Source organism: Streptomyces caeruleatus (assembly GCF_001514235.1).
Lineage (GTDB): Bacteria > Actinomycetota > Actinomycetes > Streptomycetales > Streptomycetaceae > Streptomyces > Streptomyces caeruleatus.
The window spans coordinates 673,876-694,523 of record NZ_KQ948924.1 but is presented as its reverse complement, the minus strand read 5'-3'; the positions used below and the strand labels follow the sequence as shown (position 1 = coordinate 694,523).

At 71.7% G+C, this 20,648-nt stretch carries 17 protein-coding genes; 5 read left to right on the top strand and 12 right to left on the bottom strand.

The features are described 5' to 3' along the window. Positions 1 to 24 precede the first annotated feature (24 nt). Positions 25 to 1,374 (bottom strand): MFS transporter, encoded by a 1,350-nt coding sequence (locus tag AQJ67_RS03090; RefSeq protein WP_062716389.1) that lies wholly within the window; start codon positions 1,372 to 1,374, stop codon positions 25 to 27. Continuing rightward, positions 1,371 to 1,949 (bottom strand): TetR/AcrR family transcriptional regulator, encoded by a 579-nt coding sequence (locus AQJ67_RS03085; protein WP_062716388.1) that lies wholly within the window; start codon positions 1,947 to 1,949, stop codon positions 1,371 to 1,373. Before AQJ67_RS03085 ends, AQJ67_RS03090 begins: the two co-directional genes overlap by 4 nt. 113 nt (positions 1,950 to 2,062) lie before the next feature. Between AQJ67_RS03085 and AQJ67_RS03080 the strand changes: the two genes are divergently transcribed. After that, the gene (locus AQJ67_RS03080) at positions 2,063 to 2,512 is read left to right on the top strand and encodes a PPOX class F420-dependent oxidoreductase (RefSeq protein WP_062716387.1); all 450 of its coding nucleotides are present in this window, start codon (positions 2,063 to 2,065) and stop codon (positions 2,510 to 2,512) included. A gap of 80 nt (positions 2,513 to 2,592) precedes the next feature. Then, positions 2,593 to 4,692, top strand: coding sequence for a tetratricopeptide repeat protein (locus tag AQJ67_RS03075; RefSeq protein WP_062716386.1), 2,100 nt, complete (start codon positions 2,593 to 2,595; stop codon positions 4,690 to 4,692). Positions 4,693 to 4,695: 3 nt separating this feature from the next. On the opposite strand, the gene AQJ67_RS03070 is transcribed toward AQJ67_RS03075, so the two are convergent. Further along, positions 4,696 to 6,015: a hypothetical protein gene (locus AQJ67_RS03070; RefSeq protein WP_244190345.1), complete on the bottom strand. Its 1,320-nt coding sequence runs from the start codon at positions 6,013 to 6,015 to the stop codon at positions 4,696 to 4,698. 784 nt (positions 6,016 to 6,799) lie between these two features. Between AQJ67_RS03070 and AQJ67_RS03065 the strand changes: the two genes are divergently transcribed. Next, positions 6,800 to 7,210 (top strand): VOC family protein, encoded by a 411-nt coding sequence (locus AQJ67_RS03065; protein ID WP_062716385.1) that lies wholly within the window; start codon positions 6,800 to 6,802, stop codon positions 7,208 to 7,210. A gap of 88 nt (positions 7,211 to 7,298) precedes the next feature. Here AQJ67_RS03065 and AQJ67_RS03060 read toward each other — a convergent pair whose 3' ends face one another. Both AQJ67_RS03060 and AQJ67_RS03055 read right to left on the bottom strand, forming a co-directional pair. Then, a complete protein-coding gene (locus tag AQJ67_RS03060; protein WP_062716384.1) occupies positions 7,299 to 8,639 on the bottom strand; it encodes an MFS transporter in 1,341 nt (446 codons plus the stop codon). A gap of 197 nt (positions 8,640 to 8,836) precedes the next feature. Then, positions 8,837 to 9,502: a TetR/AcrR family transcriptional regulator gene (locus AQJ67_RS03055; protein WP_062716383.1), complete on the bottom strand. Its 666-nt coding sequence runs from the start codon at positions 9,500 to 9,502 to the stop codon at positions 8,837 to 8,839. 169 nt (positions 9,503 to 9,671) lie between these two features. On the opposite strand from AQJ67_RS03055, the gene AQJ67_RS03050 reads away from it, so the two are divergent. Then, positions 9,672 to 10,565 (top strand): shikimate dehydrogenase, encoded by an 894-nt coding sequence (locus AQJ67_RS03050; RefSeq protein WP_062716382.1) that lies wholly within the window; start codon positions 9,672 to 9,674, stop codon positions 10,563 to 10,565. Between the two features lie 23 nt (positions 10,566 to 10,588). Next, positions 10,589 to 12,376: a bifunctional sugar phosphate isomerase/epimerase/4-hydroxyphenylpyruvate dioxygenase family protein gene (locus tag AQJ67_RS03045; protein ID WP_062716381.1), complete on the top strand. Its 1,788-nt coding sequence runs from the start codon at positions 10,589 to 10,591 to the stop codon at positions 12,374 to 12,376. Positions 12,377 to 12,391: 15 nt separating this feature from the next. Here the strand turns inward: AQJ67_RS03045 and AQJ67_RS03040 are convergent, their stop codons facing one another. From AQJ67_RS03040 to tal, 7 genes are read right to left on the bottom strand one after another with little or no spacing between them, the layout of a single operon-like run. Beyond that, a complete protein-coding gene (locus tag AQJ67_RS03040) occupies positions 12,392 to 13,855 on the bottom strand; it encodes a translocation/assembly module TamB domain-containing protein (RefSeq protein ID WP_062716380.1) in 1,464 nt (487 codons plus the stop codon). A gap of 52 nt (positions 13,856 to 13,907) precedes the next feature. Further along, a complete protein-coding gene (locus AQJ67_RS03035; protein ID WP_062716379.1) occupies positions 13,908 to 14,495 on the bottom strand; it encodes a histidine phosphatase family protein in 588 nt (195 codons plus the stop codon). A 6-nt stretch (positions 14,496 to 14,501) separates the two neighbouring features. Then, a complete protein-coding gene (gnd, locus tag AQJ67_RS03030) occupies positions 14,502 to 15,380 on the bottom strand; it encodes a phosphogluconate dehydrogenase (NAD(+)-dependent, decarboxylating) (RefSeq protein ID WP_062716378.1) in 879 nt (292 codons plus the stop codon). A 1-nt stretch (position 15,381) separates the two neighbouring features. Next, a complete protein-coding gene (gene pgi / locus AQJ67_RS03025) occupies positions 15,382 to 17,034 on the bottom strand; it encodes a glucose-6-phosphate isomerase (protein ID WP_062716377.1) in 1,653 nt (550 codons plus the stop codon). After that, positions 17,027 to 17,962 (bottom strand): glucose-6-phosphate dehydrogenase assembly protein OpcA, encoded by a 936-nt coding sequence (gene opcA / locus AQJ67_RS03020; RefSeq protein ID WP_062716376.1) that lies wholly within the window; start codon positions 17,960 to 17,962, stop codon positions 17,027 to 17,029. Before opcA ends, pgi begins: the two co-directional genes overlap by 8 nt. Further along, the gene (zwf, locus tag AQJ67_RS03015; RefSeq protein ID WP_062716375.1) at positions 17,959 to 19,488 is read right to left on the bottom strand and encodes a glucose-6-phosphate dehydrogenase; all 1,530 of its coding nucleotides are present in this window, start codon (positions 19,486 to 19,488) and stop codon (positions 17,959 to 17,961) included. The genes opcA and zwf overlap by 4 nt, the downstream gene beginning before the upstream one ends. Beyond that, positions 19,485 to 20,645, bottom strand: coding sequence for a transaldolase (tal, locus tag AQJ67_RS03010; protein ID WP_062716374.1), 1,161 nt, complete (start codon positions 20,643 to 20,645; stop codon positions 19,485 to 19,487). Before tal ends, zwf begins: the two co-directional genes overlap by 4 nt. Positions 20,646 to 20,648: the final 3 nt, after the last annotated feature.

The window sequence follows — 20,648 nt, the reverse complement described above, 5'->3', positions numbered from 1 at the left end:
ACCCCGACGGAACGGCCTCTGATCTCATCGTCGCGCAGGAACGCGTGTACGGTCCCGCGATTGGCCATGATCGTCGATCGTCGCGGCCTGCCGCCCGGGAAGGGCCCGCCCCAGCCCCGCGCCGGCCAGGGCGAGGGCGGCGAAGACCCCCAGCGGCAGCCCGGAGCCGCCGTCCGCTCCCATGAGGGCGGTCGCGGCGGCCACGCCCAGCACCGGCCCGACGTTCATCGCGGTCTGCTGGAGCCCGCCGGCCACCCCGGACGACTCGACGGCGGCTTCCCGCACGACGACATGGGTCGCCGCCACCATCACCGTGCCGAACCCGGCTCCCACCAGCGCGAACCCGGCGCAGAGGACAGGCACGGCCGACGCGCGGGAGAGGACCAGAACCCCCAGCGCCAGGACCGCCATGGCCGCCGTGGTCGTACGGCGGGCCCCCGCCCGGCGCAGCAGAACCGCGCAGGCCGGCGCCGCGAGCACCATCAGCAGGGCCAGCGGCAGACTCACCAGGGCGCTGCGGAACGGGTCCAGACCGAACGGGCCCTGCAACAGGAACGTGCCGACGAACAGCGTGCCCGACAGCGCCGCCGACGCGGCCACCAGCATGCCGAGCGCCGATCCGACGGCCGCCGATCCGACGACGTCGGGCGGCAGCAGCGGGCTCGCGGTACGGCGCTCGTGCCGGACGAAGGCGACGCCGGTGATCACGGCGGCCGCGGCGGTGAAGGCCCACCCCGGCATCGCGACCAGAGCGTGCACGAGACCGGCCAGGGTCACCGCGAGCAGGAGCGCTCCGGGCAGGTCGAGCCGGGCCGGGGTGGCCCTGCGCGGGGGCCGTACGGTGAGGGCGAGCAGGCCGAGGACGAGGGCGGGCACGACATTGAGCAGGAACACGGCCCGCCAGCCCGGCCCCGCCACCAGCGCACCGCCCGCCACCGGCCCGATGGCGGCCGCCACCCCGATCGCGGCGGTCCGCACGGCGATCGGCGTCCGCAGCCGCTCGGGCGGGAACGCGGCCCGCAGCATCCCGAGCGTGGCCGGTTGCAGCAGCGCGCCGAACACGCCCTGCACGACCCGCAGCCCGATCACCCAGCCCACGCCGGGCGCCATCGCGATACCGGCCGACGCGGCACCGAACCCGAGCATGCCGAGGCCGAAGACCCGATGGTGCCCGAACCGGTCGCCGAGCCGCCCGCCGAACACCAACAGGCCTGCCACCGCCACGAGATAGCCGGTGCTGGTCCACTGCACCTGGGCGAGAGAGGCGTCCAGGTCCCGGCGCAGGGCGGGCTGGGCGACGGTCAGGACGGTGCCGTCCAGCGCGACGATCACGGCCCCGACGACACTGCTCGCGAGAGTGAGCCGCGGGTTCACTCGCCCACCGGCCCGAGGTGCGCGTCCAGCGCCGACCGCAGCAGGGGCGCGAAGTCGTCGCCGCCCGTGGCGAGTTGGAGACTGCCCCAGCACCACAACTGCGCGATCCCGTGCAGATTGGCCCACAGCGCGCCCGCGACAAGCCGTGCGTCGACGTCCGGACGCGCCTGCCCGACCAGGTCCACCAGTCGGCCGAAGAGGGGAAGGCTGGTGTTCCGCAACCCCAAGTGGCCGCTCTCCAACAGATCGTGACGGAACATCAGTTCATACATGCCGCGATTGCCGAGCGCGAACTCCAGATAGACCCGCCCCAGCGCGGACACCTGCGCCCGCGGACTCGCCGTACCCCCCTCGACCGCTTCCGTCGCCCGACGGCCCAGCTCCTCGAAGCCCCGGCCCGCGATGGCCGACAGCAGCTCCAGATGGGTGGGGAAGTAGCGGCGCGGCGCCCCGTGCGAGACGCCTGCCCGGCGGGCGATCTCCCGCAGGGTCAGCGCCTGGACGCCCTCGCGGGCCACGAGATCCACACCGACGTCGATCAGCCGGGCCCGCAGCCCGGTCGCGTTCTCCTGCATAGACAGTGTCTACCATGATCGAGTAGACGGTGTCTACGGAGGGTGACGGGTGCGGGAGGGCGAGGTGGGGGAGCCCGGGAATGGCCGGACTCCCCGGCACCGTTGTTGCAGACATGACTCAGGACGCCACCCAGAACGCACTGCTCGCCCTGCTCTCCCAGGGCCACGGCGGGGTGCTGGTCACCCTCAAGCGCGACGGCCGGCCCCAGCTGTCGAACGTCGGCCACGCCTACTACCCCGACGAGCGGATCATCCGCGTCTCGATCACCGACGACCGCGCCAAGACCCGCAACCTGCGCCGGGACCCCAGGGCGTCGTACCACGTGACGTCCTCCGACCGGTGGGCGTACACCGTCGCCGAGGGAACGGCCGACCTGTCGCCGGTCGCGCAGGACCCGTACGACGACACGGTCGAGGAGCTCATCCGCCTCTACCGGGACGTCCTGGGCGAGCACCCCGACTGGGAGGACTTCCGGGCGGCGATGGTCCGCGACCGGCGGCTGGTGCTGCGGCTTCGGGTGGAGCGGGTGTACGGCATCCCGAAGGCCGCCGACCGGGACTGAGCCTCCGTCACCACCCCTGCCTGCCGCTAGGGTTGATCACCTGGAAGCGACGTGGGACCACCGACGGGGGAGTGCGCGGCATGTTGGATCCGATTTCTTTGGGCGCGATCGGCGCGGTGCTCGGAGCGGTCGGATCGGGCATGGCGAACGAGGCCGGCAAGTGGGCCTGGGAGTCGGCGGGGGGCCTGGTCCGCCGTATCGCCGGACGCGAGGTGGCCGCACCCGGCACGCCCGGCGAACTGGACGACGTGGCCCGCCTGGTGCACAACCGGGTGCGGGCGGATCCTCAACTTGCCGACTCCTGGGCGCAGTTCGCAAGCGGTGTACGCCTCCCGGGCGTGCCCGACACCCTCGACCGCCCCTGTCTGCCCACCGCACCCCGCTTCTTCACGGACCGTCAGCAGGCCCTGAAACTCCTCGACAAGGAAGCCGCCCGGCCCTTCGGGGGACGCCCGAGGCTGGCCCTGCTCCACGGCCCCGAAGGCATCGGCACCAGCACGCTCGCCGTCCACTGGGGCTGGCGGCAGACCGCCCGCTTCCCCGACGGGCAGCTGTACGCCGACCTGGACGGTCTCACCCCCGACGCGGTCCTCGGCAGACTCCTGCGCCAACTCGGCCTGTCGGACGAGGAGATGCCGCCGACCGCCACGGACCGCGCCGACCTCCTCCGGCGCTGTCTGACCGACCGGCGGCTGCTCCTCGTCCTCGACCACGCCCGGTCCGCCGCACAGGTACGACCGCTGCTGACCTCGGCGCCCGACGTCTTCACCATCGTCGTCGCCCGGCAGCTCCTCACCGGCTTCGATGCCCTGCGCATCCCCGTCGGGCCGCTGGCCAAGCGGGACGCCACCCGGCTCCTCACCGAACTCGTCGGCAAACCGGCGATCAGCGCCGCCCGCGCCACCCTGCCGGCCGTCCTTGACCGCTGCGCCGGCTCCCCGTACGCCCTGCGCGCCGCCGCACCCCGCCTGACCTCCCCGCCCGAGCGCACGGAGGCCCCCGCCATGCCCGAGACCGACCCGGTCCACGCCGCCGCCGACGACGCCTACCGCGCCCTCGCGCCGGACGCGGCCCGTCTCTACCGCCTCGCCGGCCTGCGCGCCTGGCCCTCCCTCGACACCACGACCGCCGCGCGCGCCGCCGACCTCGACGAGACCGAGACAGCCCGCCACCTGGAGGACCTCGCCGACGCGCTGCTCGTCGAACGCACCGACAGCGGCCGCTACCGCTACCGCCCCGCCGTCCGCGCCCACGCGGAACGAACGGCGGCCACCGCCGACGGCATCGCGGCCTGCTCGGCGGCCGTGGCCCGCGTCGTCGAGCGCTACCGCGACCTCGCGGTCGGCGCGGCCCGGGCCGCCCTGCCGGAGAGCTGGCGGGTGCCGTCCGCCGACTCACCCGTGACCTTCCCGGACCGGGGCGCGGCCGTAGCCGCGCTCGCCGCCGAGGCGCCCGGGCTCGTCGAGGCGGTGCACACGGCGGAGGAGTTCCGCGACCCGGACACCGTCGTCCTGCTCTGCCAGTCCCTGTGGCCGCTCCAGCTGAAGGCCGGTCACCACGAGATCCTGCTGCCGGCCCTCCGTACCGGGGCCCGTGTCGCCGACGAGTACTTCCCCGGGTCCCGCACAGCCGGCGCCCTGCACGCCCAACTCGCCCACACACTCACCGAGTTGCGCCGCTGGGACGAGGCGGAACCCGAGGTGGTCGCCGCCGCACGCGACGAACGCGCCGCCGGACACGTACGCGGCCACGCCTCCGCCGTCGAGTTCCTCGGCCTGCTGCGGCTGCGCCAGTGGCGCTTCGACGAGGCGTTCACCTGCTTCGATGAGGCGTACGGCATCCTCGAAGCCATCGGCCCCGACGACGAGGGCGCGGCCGACCTCCCGCGCGCCCGCGCCCTGCTGGAACGGCACCGCGGCCGTGCCCTGCGCGGCCAGGGGCGCCGGACCGAGGCGGTCGAGCACCTGGAGCGCGCCCTGCGCTTCTTCCGTGCCGGCGGCGAGGCCTACAACACCGCCCGCACCCTCACCGACCTCGCCGAAACCCTCCTGGACGGGGGCGGTTCGGAGGCCGCGCTGCCCCTGATCGACGAGGCGCTCGCGGCGCTCGGTCGGGAGAACGCGGCGTACCACGTGGCACGGCTGCGCGTGCTGCGGGAGCGGTGTGTCACGCCGGAGTGACCGTCACTCCGAACGGATCACGGGCGTCGACGGCACCGACACCGGGTGAGCCGTCGCTTGCGTCCGCACGGTAAACCCCTGCTCGACCAGCTCCGCCAGTGACCTGCCCGCCCCGAGCCACGCGTACAACGCCGAGGCGTACACGGCCGGATCGGCGTCCGCACCGGGCCCGGCCGTCAGCTCCAGCAGCGCCCCGGCCCGGGTGCGGACGACGCAGGTCCCCGGACCCGTGACGTACGCCGCGAGGGCGCACTGCGGATGCCGTTCGAGGATCTCCGCCGTCCAGTGGGCGGGGGACACGAAGCGCGGATCGTCGGCCGACCCGTACCGGAACACCACGTCCGCGAGGGCGAGTCGGTCGACCTCGCGGGTGTCCTCGTGCACGGCCGTGTGCGCGTCGCCCGCGGTGTCGTACGGCGGCGGGTGCGGGCCCGCGTAGCGGGTGACGGCGACCTCTCCGGAGCCCGTGAGCCCGGTGAGCACGGACAGCGGCACCGAGCGCACGGCGGGTTCGTACGGCGGGAGAGGGAGCGGTTCGAGGCGGGCGGGGCCGTCGGGCTCGGGGATGCCGATCAGGTCGTAGAAGAGGCGTCGCAGGAGGGCTGCCGACTCGCCGGGAGCGGAACTGACGAACTCGGCTGGTGCGGGCGGCGGTTGGTGCCCGTCGAGCAGCGCGTCGATCTGTGGGCGCAGGGGGCGTGCGGGGTCGAGGCGGGGAGCGGTGCGGACGAAGGCGTGCACGGGGGCGTCGGGGGCGAGGCCCGCGAGGGGCGCCGCACCCAGGAGCACCGGGGTGCCGAGCGCGGCCGCGTAGTACGTGACCGAGCCGTGGTCGCCGATCACGGCGTCGGCGGCGATCAGTGCCTGCCGCCAGCCTTCCAGCGGGTCGATCAGAGCCAGTCCCGCGCGTCGGGCGCGGTCCAGCCACGCACGGATCTGCCCGGGGCCGTGACCGTGCCAGACGTTGGGGTGCAGTACCGCCGCGAGACGGTACTCGTCGGCCGGGAACTCCGAGGTCAGGCGGGGCAGCAGGGAGGGCAGTACGTCGTCGCCGCCGCCGTCTCCGAACAGTGACTCCGGGTTCCATGTGGAGCTCAGGACGACCAACCGCTGCCCTTGGCCGACACCCAAGGCACGGCGGAAGCGCTCGCGGTACGGGCGGGCCGCCAGCATGCGGTCCCAGCAGGGGTCCCCGGCGAGGACGGCCGTGTGCGCGGCCTCCGGGCAGACGACGCGCAGTCGCTCGTACTGCTCGGGATGGGAGAGGACCAGGGCGTCGGCGACCGGTTCGCCGGCCCCGTCGAGCAGCCACTCCGGTGACAACCCGAAGACCGGTTCCGATCGCGCCCCCCGACCACCGGCCGTCGGGTGTCGGGTGTCGGGTGTCGGGTGTCGGGTGTCGGGTGTCGGGTGTCGGGTGTCGGGTGTCGGGTGTCGCCAGCCTCTTAGTATATCCGACACCGTGGGACAGTACGGCCAACAGTCCACCAACTGACCGGAGTTGACCGCCGAAGCTCGCGGAGACGGCGAGTGCGACCGGAGTCTCGATCGCCTGCTCCCACGGCACCACGGTCACTCCCGTGTCCGCCAGCAACTCGGCGATCCCCGCCCGGAAGGCCGACGACCCCGGACACGTCGCCAGCAACTGCACCCGGAGGTCGTCATGGAACAGCGGAAGCACGTCCAGCAGCCGGGTCGCGGAGGTCACGTTGTGGACGACCAGGAGGACCTTCTCGGTCTTCCCGCGTGTCGCCCAGCGCGCGGCGTCGTCGCCGACCGGTACCCGTATCCACCCGGCCCCCGCCACGTTCCGTCCGCCTCTCGTCCCCGGTCGAATGATCGGGCAACGATAGTCAACGCCCACTTCGCGCACGCCGGCCGCCCCTGAAACCGGCCGGTGCGCGCGAAGCCCTTTTGTGCCGTTCTCTTCTGTTCGTTCTGGCCGATGGTCTTGCGTGAAACGTCAACTGTCAACGGGGCGTATTGACGGCGACGAGGCCTAGGGCGCCGGGCGGAGGGCCTATGGCCGATGGTTCCGGGGCACCCGGGCCGCCTACGCTGCCGAATGGATCAACGCAGATCAGGACGTCAAGCTGAGGGGGAGCGCATGCCGGTCAACGGCCGCAGCCACATCCGGATCGCCCGCCCGTCCCGGGACCTCGGCGCCGCGGAGCGGTTCTGGTGCGAAGGGCTGGGACTCGCCGTCGTATGGCGGGCGGAGGGCGGCCCGGAACCGGGTGAGCACGACCTGCTGATGCTCGGCTGGCCGGACGCCGACTGGCACCTGGAACTCGTCCACGAGCCCGCCCGCCCGGTCGAGCCCCGGCCGACCGAGGAGGACCTCCTCGTCGTCTATGTGGACGGTCCCGTGCCGGACGCCCTGGTGGCCCGGCTGGAGCGGCACGGCGGCAAGCGGGTCCTGTCGCCCAACCCGTACTGGAACGAGTGGGGCGTCACGATCGAGGACCCGGACGGGTACCGGCTGGTGCTGTGCAGGAGGGGCTGGTCGAACGCCTAGCGCCGCCACCCGCGAGGCCGGCGTGGCATGACTCAGGCCCTCGGCGCCGTCTCCGCGCCGAGGGCCTGAGTGGCCGGTGGGCCGGTGATCAGGCCGCGACCGTCTCCCGGTCCGCCGACTTGCCGGAGGCCCGTTCGCCGAGCTGTTCCGTCGGGACCTTGGCGGTCTCGCGGGCGGAGAGGGCGGCCACGATCGGCGGCACGCACAGGGCCGCCGTGAACAGGGCCACCGCGGACCAGTCGTCGCCGTCCGGGCCGGCGATCTGCGCGGCGAAGGTGACCGCGAAACCGGCGACCGCGAAGCCGATCTGGGTGCCGATGGCCATGCCGGACAGCCGGACCCGGGTGGAGAACATCTCGCCGTAGAAGGAGGGCCACACGCCGTTCGCGGCGCTGTAGACCACACCGAAGGCGACGATGCCCAGCACCAGGGTCAGCGGGTAGGAGCCGGTGGAGATCGCCCACAGGTAGAGGAACATCGTCACCGCGCTGCCGGCCGCGCCGATCAGGTACACGGGACGGCGGCCGATCCGGTCCGACAGCGTGGCCCACAGCGGGATCGCGCCGAGCGCGACCAGGTTGGCGAGCGCGCCCACCCACAGCATCGCGGACCTGTCCATCCCGACGGCGTCGCTGGTGGCGTACGACAGCGCCCACACCGTGAAGATCGTGCTGACCGAGGCGACCAGCGCACCGGCGACCACCCGCAGCACATCCGCCCAGTGGTCCCGCATCAGCACGGCGAGCGGCAGCTTGACGACGCCCTCGGCGGCCGCCTGCTGCTCGAAGGCCGGCGTCTCGTCCAGCTTGCGGCGGATGACGTAGCCGACGACGGCGACCGCGATGCTCATCCAGAACGGCACCCGCCAGCCCCACGACAGCAGCTGCTCCTCCGGCAGCGCGGCGACCGGGATGAAGACGAGGGTGGCCAGCAGCTGCCCGCCCTGGGTGCCGCTCAGCGTGAAGCTGGTGAAGAAGCCGCGCCGGTTGGGTGGCGCGTGTTCCAGGGTCATCGAGTTGGCGCTGGCCTGCTCGCCGGCGGCCGAGATGCCCTGGAGCACCCGGCACAGGACGAGGAGGACGGGCGCGAGGGTGCCGACCTGGTCGCGGGTCGGCAGACAGCCGATGAGGAACGTCGACACGCCCATCAGGATCAGCGTGAAGACCATGATCTTCTTACGTCCCAGCCGGTCGCCGTAGTGACCGAGGAACAGCGCGCCGACCGGCCGGGCCGCGTACGCCACGCCGAACGTGGCCAGCGACAGCAGGGTGGCGGTCGCCGGGTCGGACTCGTCGAAGAAGACCTCGGGGAAGATCAGCGCGGCGGCGCTGCCGTAGATGAAGAAGTCGTAGTACTCCAGGGCGCTGCCGATCCAGGCAGCCATGGCCGCTTTCTTCGGCTGGCCGACGGCGGTGTCGGGGACGGACACGGGGGTGCTCCTTCGAGGGGACTCCACCGTACGGCGGAGTGAGTGCAGAGGAGAGGCGCCGGATCCCTGGGGTGACGGGTCGGCCGACCGGGAGCTACCCGGTTAATTAACCCACTGGATAGTTAGTAGCGGATGGCTACGGATGTTGCGCCGAGGTTTCCCGGGTGTCAAGAGGTCGGGCCGAAGGATCTTGTTGGTCAGTCCTCCGCACGCGGTGCCGTCAGGTACGCGATCACCATGTCGCCGAGCATCGCGCGGTAGTGCTCGCGCTGCGCCGGATCCACCAGGTCGCGGCCGAACAGGGCGCCGAAGGTGTGCCGGTTGGAGACCCGGAAGAAGCAGAAGGAGCTGATCATCGCGTGCAGGTCGACGGCGTCGACGTCGGCCGTGAACAGGCCGGACTTCTGCCCCGACTCCAGGATCCGGCGGATCACGTCCAGCGCCGGTGAGCCGATCCTGCCGAGCTTCTCGGAGGCGGCGATGTGCTCGGCCCCGTGGATGTTCTCGATGCTGACCAGGCGGATGAAGTCGGGGTGCTGCTCATGGTGGTCGAAGGTCAGCTCCGCCAGCCGGCGGATGGCCGCGACCGGGTCCAGATGCTCGACGTCGAGTTCCTGCTCGGCGTCCCGGATCACGCCGTACGCCCGCTCCAGCACGGCCGTGAACAGCTGCTCCTTGCCGCCGAAGTAGTAGTAGATCATCCGCTTCGTGGTACTGGTGCGGGCGGCGATGTCGTCGACCCGCGCCCCGGCGAAGCCGACCCGGGCGAACTCCTGCGTCGCGACGTCGAGGATCTCGGCCTGGGTGCGGGCGGCGTCACGGGTCCGCCCGTTGCTGCGTGCCGGCTCTTCGACGCTGGTCATCGGCTTCCTTCGGCGAGGGGCGGGCGCGCCCCAGTGGCCCGCCCGCGTGCCGGTGATTGTAGAAGCCCGGTCGTCCGGTGTGTCGGGACGGGCCTTCCCAAGCTTCCATCCGCCTGCTATTACTAACTCACCAGTTCGTACATTAGTGAGCCGCTCAGGAGGTCCCCCGGTGGGCAAGGACACCAAGGACTCGTATCTCGTCGGGCTGATCGGCTCCGGCATCGGTCCATCGCTCAGCCCGGCGCTGCACGAGCGGGAGGCCGACCGACAGGGCCTGCGCTATCTGTACCGGCTCATCGACATCGACACGCTCGGCGTCCCGCCGCAGGCCGTCGGCGACCTGGTGCGGTCCGCCCGCGACCTGGGTTTCGACGGGCTCAACATCACCCACCCGTGCAAGCAGCTCGTCATCGAGCACCTGGACGCGCTCGCCCCGCAGGCCGAGGCGCTGGGCGCGGTCAACACCGTCGTCTTCGAGGACGGCCGGGCCGTCGGCCACAACACGGACGTCACCGGCTTCGCCGCGTCGTTCGCGCGCGGACTGCCCGACGTACCGCTGGAGCGGGTCGTGCAGCTGGGCGCCGGGGGCGCGGGAGCGGCCGTCGCGCACGCCATGCTGACCCTCGGCGCCGGACGGGTCACCGTCGTCGACGCGCTGAGCGACCGGGCCGCCGATCTCGCCGCTTCCCTGAACCGGCACTTCGGCGAAGGCCGGGCGGTCGGCGCCACCCCGGACGCGCTGCCCACCCTGCTCGGCCACGCCGACGGCCTCGTCCACGCCACCCCCACCGGCATGGCCGCCCACCCCGGCCTGCCCCTCCCGGCCGAGCTGCTCCACCCGGGGCTGTGGGTCGCCGAGGTCGTCTACCGCCCGCTGGAGACGGAGCTGCTGCGCACCGCCCGGGCGCTGGGCTGCGCCACCCTCGACGGCGGCGGCATGGCGGTCTTCCAGGCCGCGGACGCGTTCCGCCTGTTCACGGGGCGGGAGCCGGACAGCACTCGGATGCTCGCGGACATCGCCGAGCTCGCCGAACGCGCGGGCGCCGTGGGAACCCCCAGCTAGCAGGAACAGGAAGAGGTACCGGCATGCGCACGTCCATCGCCACCGTCTCCCTCAGCGGATCCCTCACCGAGAAGCTCACGGCCGCCTCCCGGGCCGGCTTCGACGGCGTGGAGATCTTCGAGAACGACCTGCTGGCCAGCCCGCTCACCCCGGAGGAGATCCGGGCGCGCTGCGCGGATCTGGGGTTGAGCATCGACCTCTACCAGCCGATGCGGGACATCGAGGCCGTGCCCGCCGACGAGTTCAACCGCAATCTGCGGCGCGCCCGGCACAAGTTCGAGCTGATGCGGCGGCTCGGTGCCGACACCGTCCTCGTCTGCTCCAGCGTCCACCCGCTCGCCGTGGACGACGACGCGCTCGCCGCGTACCACCTGCGCCAACTCGCCGATCTGGCCCAGGAGTTCGGTATCCGGGTGGCGTACGAGGCGCTCGCCTGGGGACGGCACGTCAGCACCTACGACCATGCCTGGCGCATCGTCGAGGCGGCCGACCACCCGGCGCTCGGCACCTGCCTGGACAGCTTCCACATCCTCTCCCGCGGCTCCGACCCCAAGGGCATCGAGAGCATTCCCGGCGAGAAGATCTTCTTCCTCCAGCTCGCCGACGCACCCCTGCTCGCGATGGACGTCCTGCAGTGGAGCCGGCACTACCGCTGCTTCCCCGGCCAGGGCGGCTTCGACGTCGCCGGACTCGTCCGCCACGTCCTGCGCACGGGATACGACGGCCCCCTCTCCCTGGAGGTCTTCAACGACGTCTTCCGCCAGGCCGAGGCCGGCCCGACCGCGGTGGACGCGCTCCGCTCCCTCCTGGTCCTCCAGGAGACGCTCGGCGTCACCACCCCGCCCGCACCCGTCGTCCCCACCGGCGTCGCCTTCGCCGAGCTGGTCACCCCCGACGCCGAACCCGTCTCGGCCGTACTCGGCGCCCTTGGCCTCGCCCGCACCGCACGGCACCGCAGCAAGCCGGTCGACCTCTGGCAGCAGGGCGAGGCCAGGATCCTGGTCAACACCTCCGGCGCCGCCCGCCGCGACGGCACCGGACTCGCCGCGATCGGCCTGGAGTCACCCGACCCGACCGGCGCCGCCCGCCGGGCCGAGGCCCTCCTCGCCCCCGTCCTGCCGCGCCGCCGCGCCCCGGAGGACGCCCCGCTCGACGCGGTCGCGGCACCCGACGGCACGGAACTGTTCTTCTGCGCGACGCGACGGGACGAACTGCCGAACTGGCGCGCCGACTTCACGGACGTCGAACACGCGGCGGGGACACCGGGCGTCCAGGGCATCGACCACCTCGCCCTCTCCCAGCCCTGGCACCACTTCGACGAGGCGACCCTCTTCCACCGCAGCGTCCTCGGTCTGCACGCCCAGGAGAGCGTGGACGTCGCCGACCCGTACGGCTTGATGCGCAGCCGCGCCGTCACCAACGCCGACGGGAGTGTGCGGATCGCGCTGAGCGTGGGCGCGGCGCCGACCGACGACACCGTGCACGCCCAGCACATCGCGCTGGCCACGGACGACGTGGTCGCCGCAGCGCGCCGCTTCCGGGACGCGGGCGGCCGGCTGCTGCCGATCCCCGCGAACTACTACGACGACCTGGCGGCGCGGTACGCGTTCGCGGACGGTGAGCTGGAGACCTACCGCGAGCTGGGCATCCTCTACGACCGCGACGCGCACGGCGAGTTCCGGCACTGCTACACCGTCACGGTCGGCCGCGTCTTCTTCGAGCTGGTGCAGCGCGACGGCTACCGGGGTTACGGCGCCCAGAACGCGCCGGTGCGGCTGGCCGCCCAGCACGCCGGGCGGCCGGTCCAGTGAACGGGACCGACCGGACTACTGCCGGCTGACCGTTCGGGTCACGCCGGCGATGACTGTCGTGGCGAGGATCCAGCCGGTGAGGACGAGGACGTACGACAGCCATTGCTGTCCGCCCTGTGGGGCGAACGCCGGTTCCTGGCCGAAGGAGATCACCGGCAGCAGCAGGTCGAGCGTGTAGAACACCGGGTTGAAGTGCGGTGCCTCGTCCGCCTTCAGGGGCGGGGGCGCGTGCACCGCGAACGTGACGGAGCCGACGGCGAGCAGCGACAGCAGCCAGCCGAGCGCACGCATCGGACGGAACCCGTAGCCGACCGTGGCGTCCTGGACGTGGCCCCACAGACGGCCGTACCAGGGCAGGGTCGTGCGGTGGCGGCGCTGCTTGGCGAGCTGGACCAGGCGGGCGGCGTGGTCGTCGCCGATGCGGCGGTAGGCGGCGGTCAACTGCTCGTAGGCATGCGGAACATACCCGTCGACGTCCCGCTCCAGCATCGGCAGGCGGCGCTCGGCCGGCTCGTGCGGGGTGAGCGTGGTGTAGCCGAGCCCGTCGAGACGGACCCGGTCCGGCAGCTTCTCCGGCTCCACGAACAGCACGTCCATCTGGGCCCGGCGCAGGTTGAGGCCGCCGTCCAGCGGTTCGCCCCGGCGCAGCCACAGTTCTCCGACGGTGCAGCTGGCGGCCCTGAGGGCCATGTCGCCGGGGTTGGACAGGCGGGCGTAGGACAGGTCGAGGCGACCCGCGATGCGGGCACCCCGCAGCCCTGTCCATCCGTCGACGTCCACGCGTCGCAGCAGGAAGTCGCCGCCGACGCCGAGGGTCATCGCGTCGAGGGCGAGACGGCCGGGGTTCTTGAGATGGGCACCGTCCAGGTTCACCGACCCGGAGACGTTCGAGCCGTTGAGGACCATCTCGCCGTGCACACGCAGTCGTCGTCCCCGCAGGTCTTCCTCGATGACGACCTGGTTGAGCTGCAGCACGGGCTTCGAGGTGCCGGGAGCCGTGAGTTCGGCGCGGTCCAGGCGCAGAGAGCCGGATATGTGGGCCCCGCCCATGTTGACCCGTCCGCGTACCCGGCAGTCCGACAACTGCACCCACTGGTCGACCCGCGCGCTGCCGAGATCCAGGCCAGGGAGCACGGAGGCGCGCAGACTGATCCTGCGCAACTGGGCGCCGTACAGCTCGGGCGGGTCGGTGAAGTAGGAGTACGCCAGTCGGATCGGGTGCTCGACGACGCCGTGCGTGAGGTTGAGTCCGCCGGTGACGCGGGCGCCCAGGACCCTGAGGGCGGCGATCTCACCGTCCTCCTGCGGTGCGCTGACCAGTAAGGCCTTCAGCACCGAGGCGCGCAGCGTGCGTTCCGGGCCCCAGGCGGCTCCCGTCGCCGTGTCCTCGGTCGCGTCGGGGCGGAAGTCCACGACTTCCCCGCGTGGAAAGGCCTGCCACACCCGTAGTTCGGCCGGCGTCAGATCGTTGATCTCCATCAGCGGGGACTCTGACGCCGGCCTGCCGAACCTGTCAACTCCGCCAAGGGAGTTACGGCCGTGCGTTCCACTCGGCGATCACAGGCCGACCATGCTCCGTCGACAACCGGCTCACCGTGCCCGTCGCCAGCTGGAACAGTCGCCCCTCCGCCGGGGCGAGCCCCAGCCGGCGGGCCGTCACCACGCGCAGGAAGTGGCCGTGGGCGACGAGGACGACGTCGCCGTCGAGCAGCGCCACGTCCACCCGGGAGAGCACCCGGTCGGCCCGCGCGCCCACCTCGGCCGGGGATTCCCCCGGGTGACCGTCCGGGCCCGGTGGCACTCCGTCGGTCCACAGGGACCAGTCGGGACGGGAGCGGTGGATGGTGTCGGTGGTGACACCCTCGTAGCCGCCGTAGTCCCATTCGTGCAGGTCCGGTTCGGGTACGGCGCCCGTCACGCCCGCCAGTTCGGCGGTGCGGACCGCGCGGCGCAGCGGGCTGGTGAGGGCCAGGGAGAAGGGGCGGCCGGACAGGAGCGGGGCCAGGGACTTGGCCTGTTCCTCGCCGGCCTGCGTGAGGGGCAGGTCGGTCCAGCTGGTGTGCTGTCCCGACCTGCTCCACTCCGTCTCTCCGTGGCGGACCAGTAGAAGATCCCCCACGGCGGACTACTCCTTCGACTCGACGGCGTGACCGCCGAACTGGTTGCGCAGGGCCGCGATCATCTTCATCTGCGGGGAGTCGTCCTGACGGGACGCGAACCGCGCGAAGAGCGAGGTGGTGATCGCGGGCAGCGGGACGGCGTGGTCGATGGCGGCTTCCACCGTCCAGCGGCCCTCGCCGGAGTCCTGCGCGAAGCCCTTCAGCTTCTCCAGGTGCTCGTCCTCGTCGAGGGCGTTGACCGCGAGGTCCAGCAGCCAGGACCGGATGACCGTGCCCTCCTGCCAGGAGCGGAAGACCTCCCGGACGTTGTCGACCGACTCGACCTTCTCCAACAGCTCCCAGCCCTCGGCGTAGGCCTGCATCATGGCGTACTCGATGCCGTTGTGGACCATCTTCGCGAAGTGCCCGGCGCCCACCTTGCCCGCGTGGACATAGCCGTACGGCCCCTCCGGCTTGAGCGCCTCGAAGATCGGCTTGAGCCGGTCGACGTACTCCTTCTCGCCGCCGACCATCAGGGCGTAGCCGTTCTTCAGACCCCACACGCCGCCGGACACGCCCGCGTCGACGAAGCCGATGCCGTGCGCGCCGAGCTCCTTGGCGTGCTGCTCGTCGTCCGTCCAGCGGGAGTTGCCGCCGTCGACCACCGTGTCATACGGCTTGAGCAGGCTGCCCAGCTGGTCGATCACGAGCTGGGTGGGCCGGCCGGCCGGGACCATGACCCAGACGGTGCGCGGCGCGTCGAGCTGGTCGACGAGGTCGGCCAGGCTCGCGACGTCGGACAGTTCGGGGTTCGTGTCGTATCCGACGACGGTGTGGCCGGCGTTGCGCAGACGCTCGCGCATGTTGCCGCCCATCTTGCCGAGACCAACAAGACCGATCTGCATGTCAGTTCACTTCCTTGAGTTCACGGTAGGCGGCCACGAGGGCGGCGGTGGACGGGTCGAGGCCGGGGACCTCGGCCCCCGTGGTGAGGGCGGGCTCGACCCGCTTGGCGAGGACCTTGCCCAGCTCGACGCCCCACTGGTCGAAGGAGTCGATGTTCCAGACGGCGCCCTGGACGAACACCTTGTGCTCGTAGAGGGCGACCAGCTGGCCGAGGACCGACGGGGTCAGCTCGGGGGCGAGGATCGTGGTGGTGGGGTGGTTGCCCAGGAAGGTGCGGTGCGGGACCTGCTCCTCGGGCACCCCCTCCGCGCGCACCTCGTCCGCGGTCTTGCCGAAGGCCAGCGCCTGCCCCTGTGCGAAGAGGTTCGCCATCAACAGGTCGTGCTGCGCCTTGAGTTCGTCGCTGAGCTCGGCGACCGGACGGGCGAAGCCGATCAGGTCGGCGGGGATGAGGCGGGTGCCCTGGTGGATGAGCTGGTAGTAGGCGTGCTGCCCGTTGGTGCCGGGCGTGCCCCAGACCACCGGGCCGGTCTCCCAGCCCACGACCTGGCCGTCCCGGTCGACCGACTTGCCGTTGGACTCCATGTCGAGCTGCTGGAGATACGCCGTGAACTTCGACAGGTAGTGGCTGTACGGCAGCACCGCATGCGACTCGGCGCCGAAGAAATTGCCGTACCAGATGCCCAACAGACCAAGGATCAGCGGGGCGTTGGCCTCGGCGGGCGCGGTGCGGAAGTGCTCGTCGACCGTGTGGAAGCCGTCCAGCATCTCCCGGAAGCGGTCCGGTCCGATGGCGATCATCAGGGACAGGCCGATCGCCGAGTCGTAGGAGTAGCGGCCGCCGACCCAGTCCCAGAACTCGAACATGTTGTCCGGGTCGATGCCGAAGTCCGTCACCTTCTCGGCGTTCGTCGACAGCGCGACGAAGTGCTTGGCGACCGCCTTGTCGTCGCCGCCGAGCCCGCCCAGCAGCCAGGAGCGGGCCGAGGTGGCGTTGGTGATCGTCTCGATCGTGGTGAACGTCTTGGACGCGACGATGAACAGCGTCTCCGCCGGGTCCAGGTCACGGACCGCTTCGTGGAGGTCGGCGCCGTCGACGTTCGAGACGAATCGGAACGTCAACTCCCGTGCCGTGAACGGACGGAGAGCTTCGTACGCCATGGCGGGGCCGAGGTCGGAGCCGCCGATGCCGATGTTGACGACATTGCGGATACGGCGGCCCGTGTGGCCGGTCCACTCGCCGGAGCGCACGCGGTCCGCGAACGCGCTCATCTTGTCGAGCACCGCGTGCACCTCGGGCACGACGTTCTCGCCGTCGACCTCGATCACGGCCTCGCGCGGCGCCCGCAGCGCGGTGTGCAGCACCGCCCGGTCCTCGGTGACGTTGATCCGCTCCCCGCGGAACATCGCGTCCCGCAGCCCGGACACATCGGTCGCGGCCGCCAGTTCCCGCAGCAGGGCGAGCGTCTCGTCGGTGATCAGGTGCTTGGAGTAGTCGAGGCGCAGATCACCGACGCGCACGACGTACCGCTCGGCCCGGGACGGATCGGCCGCGAACAGCTCACGCAGCCGGGGGCGCTGGAGCACGTCCGCGCGGTGGTCCTCCAGGGCCGCCCACTCGGGGCGCCGGGTGAGCCGGGGGGTCTCAGACATGAGAGGACGTCTCCTTGGGTGCCTCGCCCCGCAGAGCGATGGCGTACATCTCGTCCGCGTCGAGGCGCCTGAGCTCCTCGGCGATGAGCTCGGAGGTGGTGCGGACCTTCAGCGCCAGGGTGCGCGACGGCTGGTCCGGCAGGGAGAGCGTGGCCAGCGGGCCCTCGGGACGGTCGATGACGATCTCGCCGTTCTCCGTGCCCAGGCGCACACCCGTGACGACCGGTCCGGCGGTCACGACCCGCTCGGCGGTGACGTGCAGACGCGCCTCCAGCCAGCGGGCCAGCAGCTCGGCGGCCGGGTTGTCGGCTTCGGCCTCCACGACGGCCGAGATGATCGGCACCCGGGCCTGGTCCAGGGCCGCCGCCAGCATGGAACGCCACGGGGTGAGCCGGGTCCAGGCGAGGTCGGTGTCGCCGGGCGCGTAGGAACGGGCCCGGGCCTCCAGCTCCACCAGCGGATTCTCGGTCGTGTACAGGTCGGTGATCCGGCGCTGGGCAAGCGCGCCCAGGGGGTCCTTGGCCGGGTTCTCCGGTGCCTCGACCGGCCACCACACCACGACCGGCGCGTCCGGCAGCAGCAGCGGCAGCACCACCGAGTCGGCGTGCTCGGACACCTCGCCGTACATCCGCAGCACGACCGTCTCACCGGTGCCGGCGTCGGCGCCCACCCGGACCTCGGCGTCCAGGTGCGAGCGGGTGCGGTCGCGCGGGGTGCGGGCGTGCCGCTTGATCACGACCAGGGTGCGCGCGGGGTGCTCGTGCGAGGCCTCCTCCGCCGCCTTGATCGAGTCGTACGCGTTCTCCTCGTCCGTGACGATCACCATCGTCAGGACCATGCCCACGGCCGGTGTGCCGATCGCGCGGCGGCCCTGCACCAGCGCCTTGTTGATCTTGCTTGCCGTGGTGTCGGTCAGGTCGATCTTCATGGCCTGCGCCAGCTCCGTCCGTCTCGTGCGAGCATCTCGTCGGCTTCCTCGGGTCCCCAGCTCCCGGACGCGTACTGCGCCGGCTTGCCGTGGGTGTCCCAGTACTCCTCGATCGGGTCGAGGATCTTCCAGGACTCTTCCACTTCCTGGTGACGGGGGAACAAATTGGCGTCACCGAGGAGGACATCCAGGATGAGCCGCTCGTACGCCTCCGGGCTGGACTCGGTGAACGACTCGCCGTAGGCGAAGTCCATCGTCACGTCCCGGATCTCCATCGAGGTGCCCGGCACCTTGGAGCCGAACCGCACCGTCATGCCCTCGTCCGGCTGGACGCGGATGACGATCGCGTTCTGCCCGAGCTCCTCCGTCGCCGTGGAGTCGAACGGGGAGTGCGGCGCCCGCTGGAAGACGACCGCGATCTCGGTGACCCGCCGCCCGAGCCGCTTGCCGGTGCGCAGGTAGAACGGCACGCCCGCCCAGCGCCGGTTGTCGACGTTCAGCTTGACCGCGGCGTACGTGTCGGTCTTCGACCCCGCGTCGATGCCCTCCTCCTGGAGGTACCCGACGACCTGCGCGCCGCCCTGCCAGCTCGCCGCGTACTGCCCGCGCACGGTGTGCTTGCCCAGGTCCTCCGGCAGCTTCACCGCCTTGAGCACCTTCAGCTTCTCGGTGAGCAGCGAGGCGGCGTCGAACGCGGCCGGCTCCTCCATCGCGGTCAGCGCCATCAGCTGCAGCAGATGGTTCTGGATGACGTCACGGGCCGAGCCGATGCCGTCGTAGTAGCCCGCCCGGCCGCCGATGCCGATGTCCTCGGCCATCGTGATCTGTACGTGGTCGACATACGACCGGTTCCAGATCGGCTCGAACATCTGGTTCGCGAACCGCAGCGCCAGGATGTTCTGGACGGTCTCCTTGCCCAGGTAGTGGTCGATCCGGAAGACCTGCTCCGGGTCGAACACGTCATGCACGATCGCGTTCAGCTCCCGGGCGCTGGCGAGGTCGGAACCGAACGGCTTCTCGATGACCGCCCGCCGCCAGGACCCTTCCGGGGCATCCGCCAGGCCGTGCTTCTTCAGCTGCTGCACGACCTCCGGGAAGAACTTCGGCGGTACGGAGAGATAGAAGGCGTAGTTGCCGCTGGTACCGCGCGCCGCGTCCAGCTCGTCCACCGTCTGGCGCAACTGCTTGAACGCCTCGTCGTCGTCGAAGGCACCCGGGATGAACCGCATGCCCTCGGCGAGCTGCTGCCAGACCTCCTCGCGGAACTCGGTGCGGGCGTGCTCGCGCACCGAGTCGTGCACGACCTGCGCGAAGTCCTGGTCCTCCCAGTCCCGGCGGGCGAACCCGACGAGGGAGAAGCCCGGCGGCAGCATGCCGCGGTTGGCCAGGTCGTACACGGCCGGCATGAGCTTCTTGCGGGACAGGTCGCCGGTGACCCCGAAGATGACGAGCCCGGAGGGGCCCGCGATCCGGGGCAGACGGCGGTCGCGCGCGTCGCGCAGGGGGTTGTCCCAGTCGGAGATCATTCTGCGTCAGCTCCCTTGCTGCCGAGCGACTTCTTCACGGCGTCCAACAGGTCCTGCCACGCCACCTCGAACTTGGCGACGCCCTCGTCCTCCAGTCGGGTGACGACGTCGTCGTACGAGATCCCGAGCGCTTCCACGGCGGCGAGGTCGGCGCGGGCCTGCGCGTAGCGGCCGGTCACCGTGTCGCCGGTGATCTCGCCGTGGCCGGCGGTGGCGTCGAGCGTGGCTTCGGGCATCGTGTTGACAGTGCCCGGCGCGACCAGCTCATCCACATACAGCGTGGACTTGTACGCCGGGTCCTTCACACCGGTGGAGGCCCACAGGGGGCGCTGCTTGTTGGCCCCGGCGCCGGTGAGGGCGGTCCAGCGGTCGCCGCCCCCGAAGACCTCCTCGTAGGCCTCGTAGGCGAGACGGGCGTTGGCCAGCGCGGCCCTGCCCTTGAGCGCGAGGGCCTCGTCCGTGCCGATCGCGGTCAGCCGCTTGTCGATCTCGGAGTCGACGCGGGAGACGAAGAAGGACGCCACCGAGTGGATGCCGGACAGGTCCAGGCCCCGCGCGGCGGCCTTCTCCAGACCGGCCAGGTAGGCGTCCATGACCTCGCGGTAGCGCTCCAGGGAGAAGATCAGCGTGACGTTGACGCTGATGCCCTGGGCGATGACCTCCGTGATGGCGGGCAGGCCGGCCTTGGTCGCCGGGATCTTGATCATCACGTTGGGCCGGTCGACCAGCCAGGCCAGCTGCCGGGCCTCGGCGATGGTGGCCGTCGTGTCGTGCGCGAGCCGCGGGTCGACCTCGATGGAGACCCGGCCGTCCCGGCCGTCGGTGGCGTCGTACACGGGCCGCAGGATGTCGGCGGCGGCGCGCACGTCGGCCGTGGTCATCATCCGCACGGCCTCGTCGACCGTGACGCCCCGCACCGCCAGGTCGGCGAGCTGCTCCTCGTAGCCCTCGCCGGAGCCGATGGCGGCCTGGAAGATGGACGGGTTGGTGGTGACGCCCACGACGTGCTTGTTCGCGACGAGTTCGGCGAGGTTGCCCGACTCGATCCGCTTGCGCGACAGGTCGTCCAGCCAGATCGAGACGCCTTCGTCGGCGAGGCGCTTGAGGGTGCCGGCGCTCGCGGTGGTCGCGGTCGCTTCGGTGGTCACAGTGATCAACTT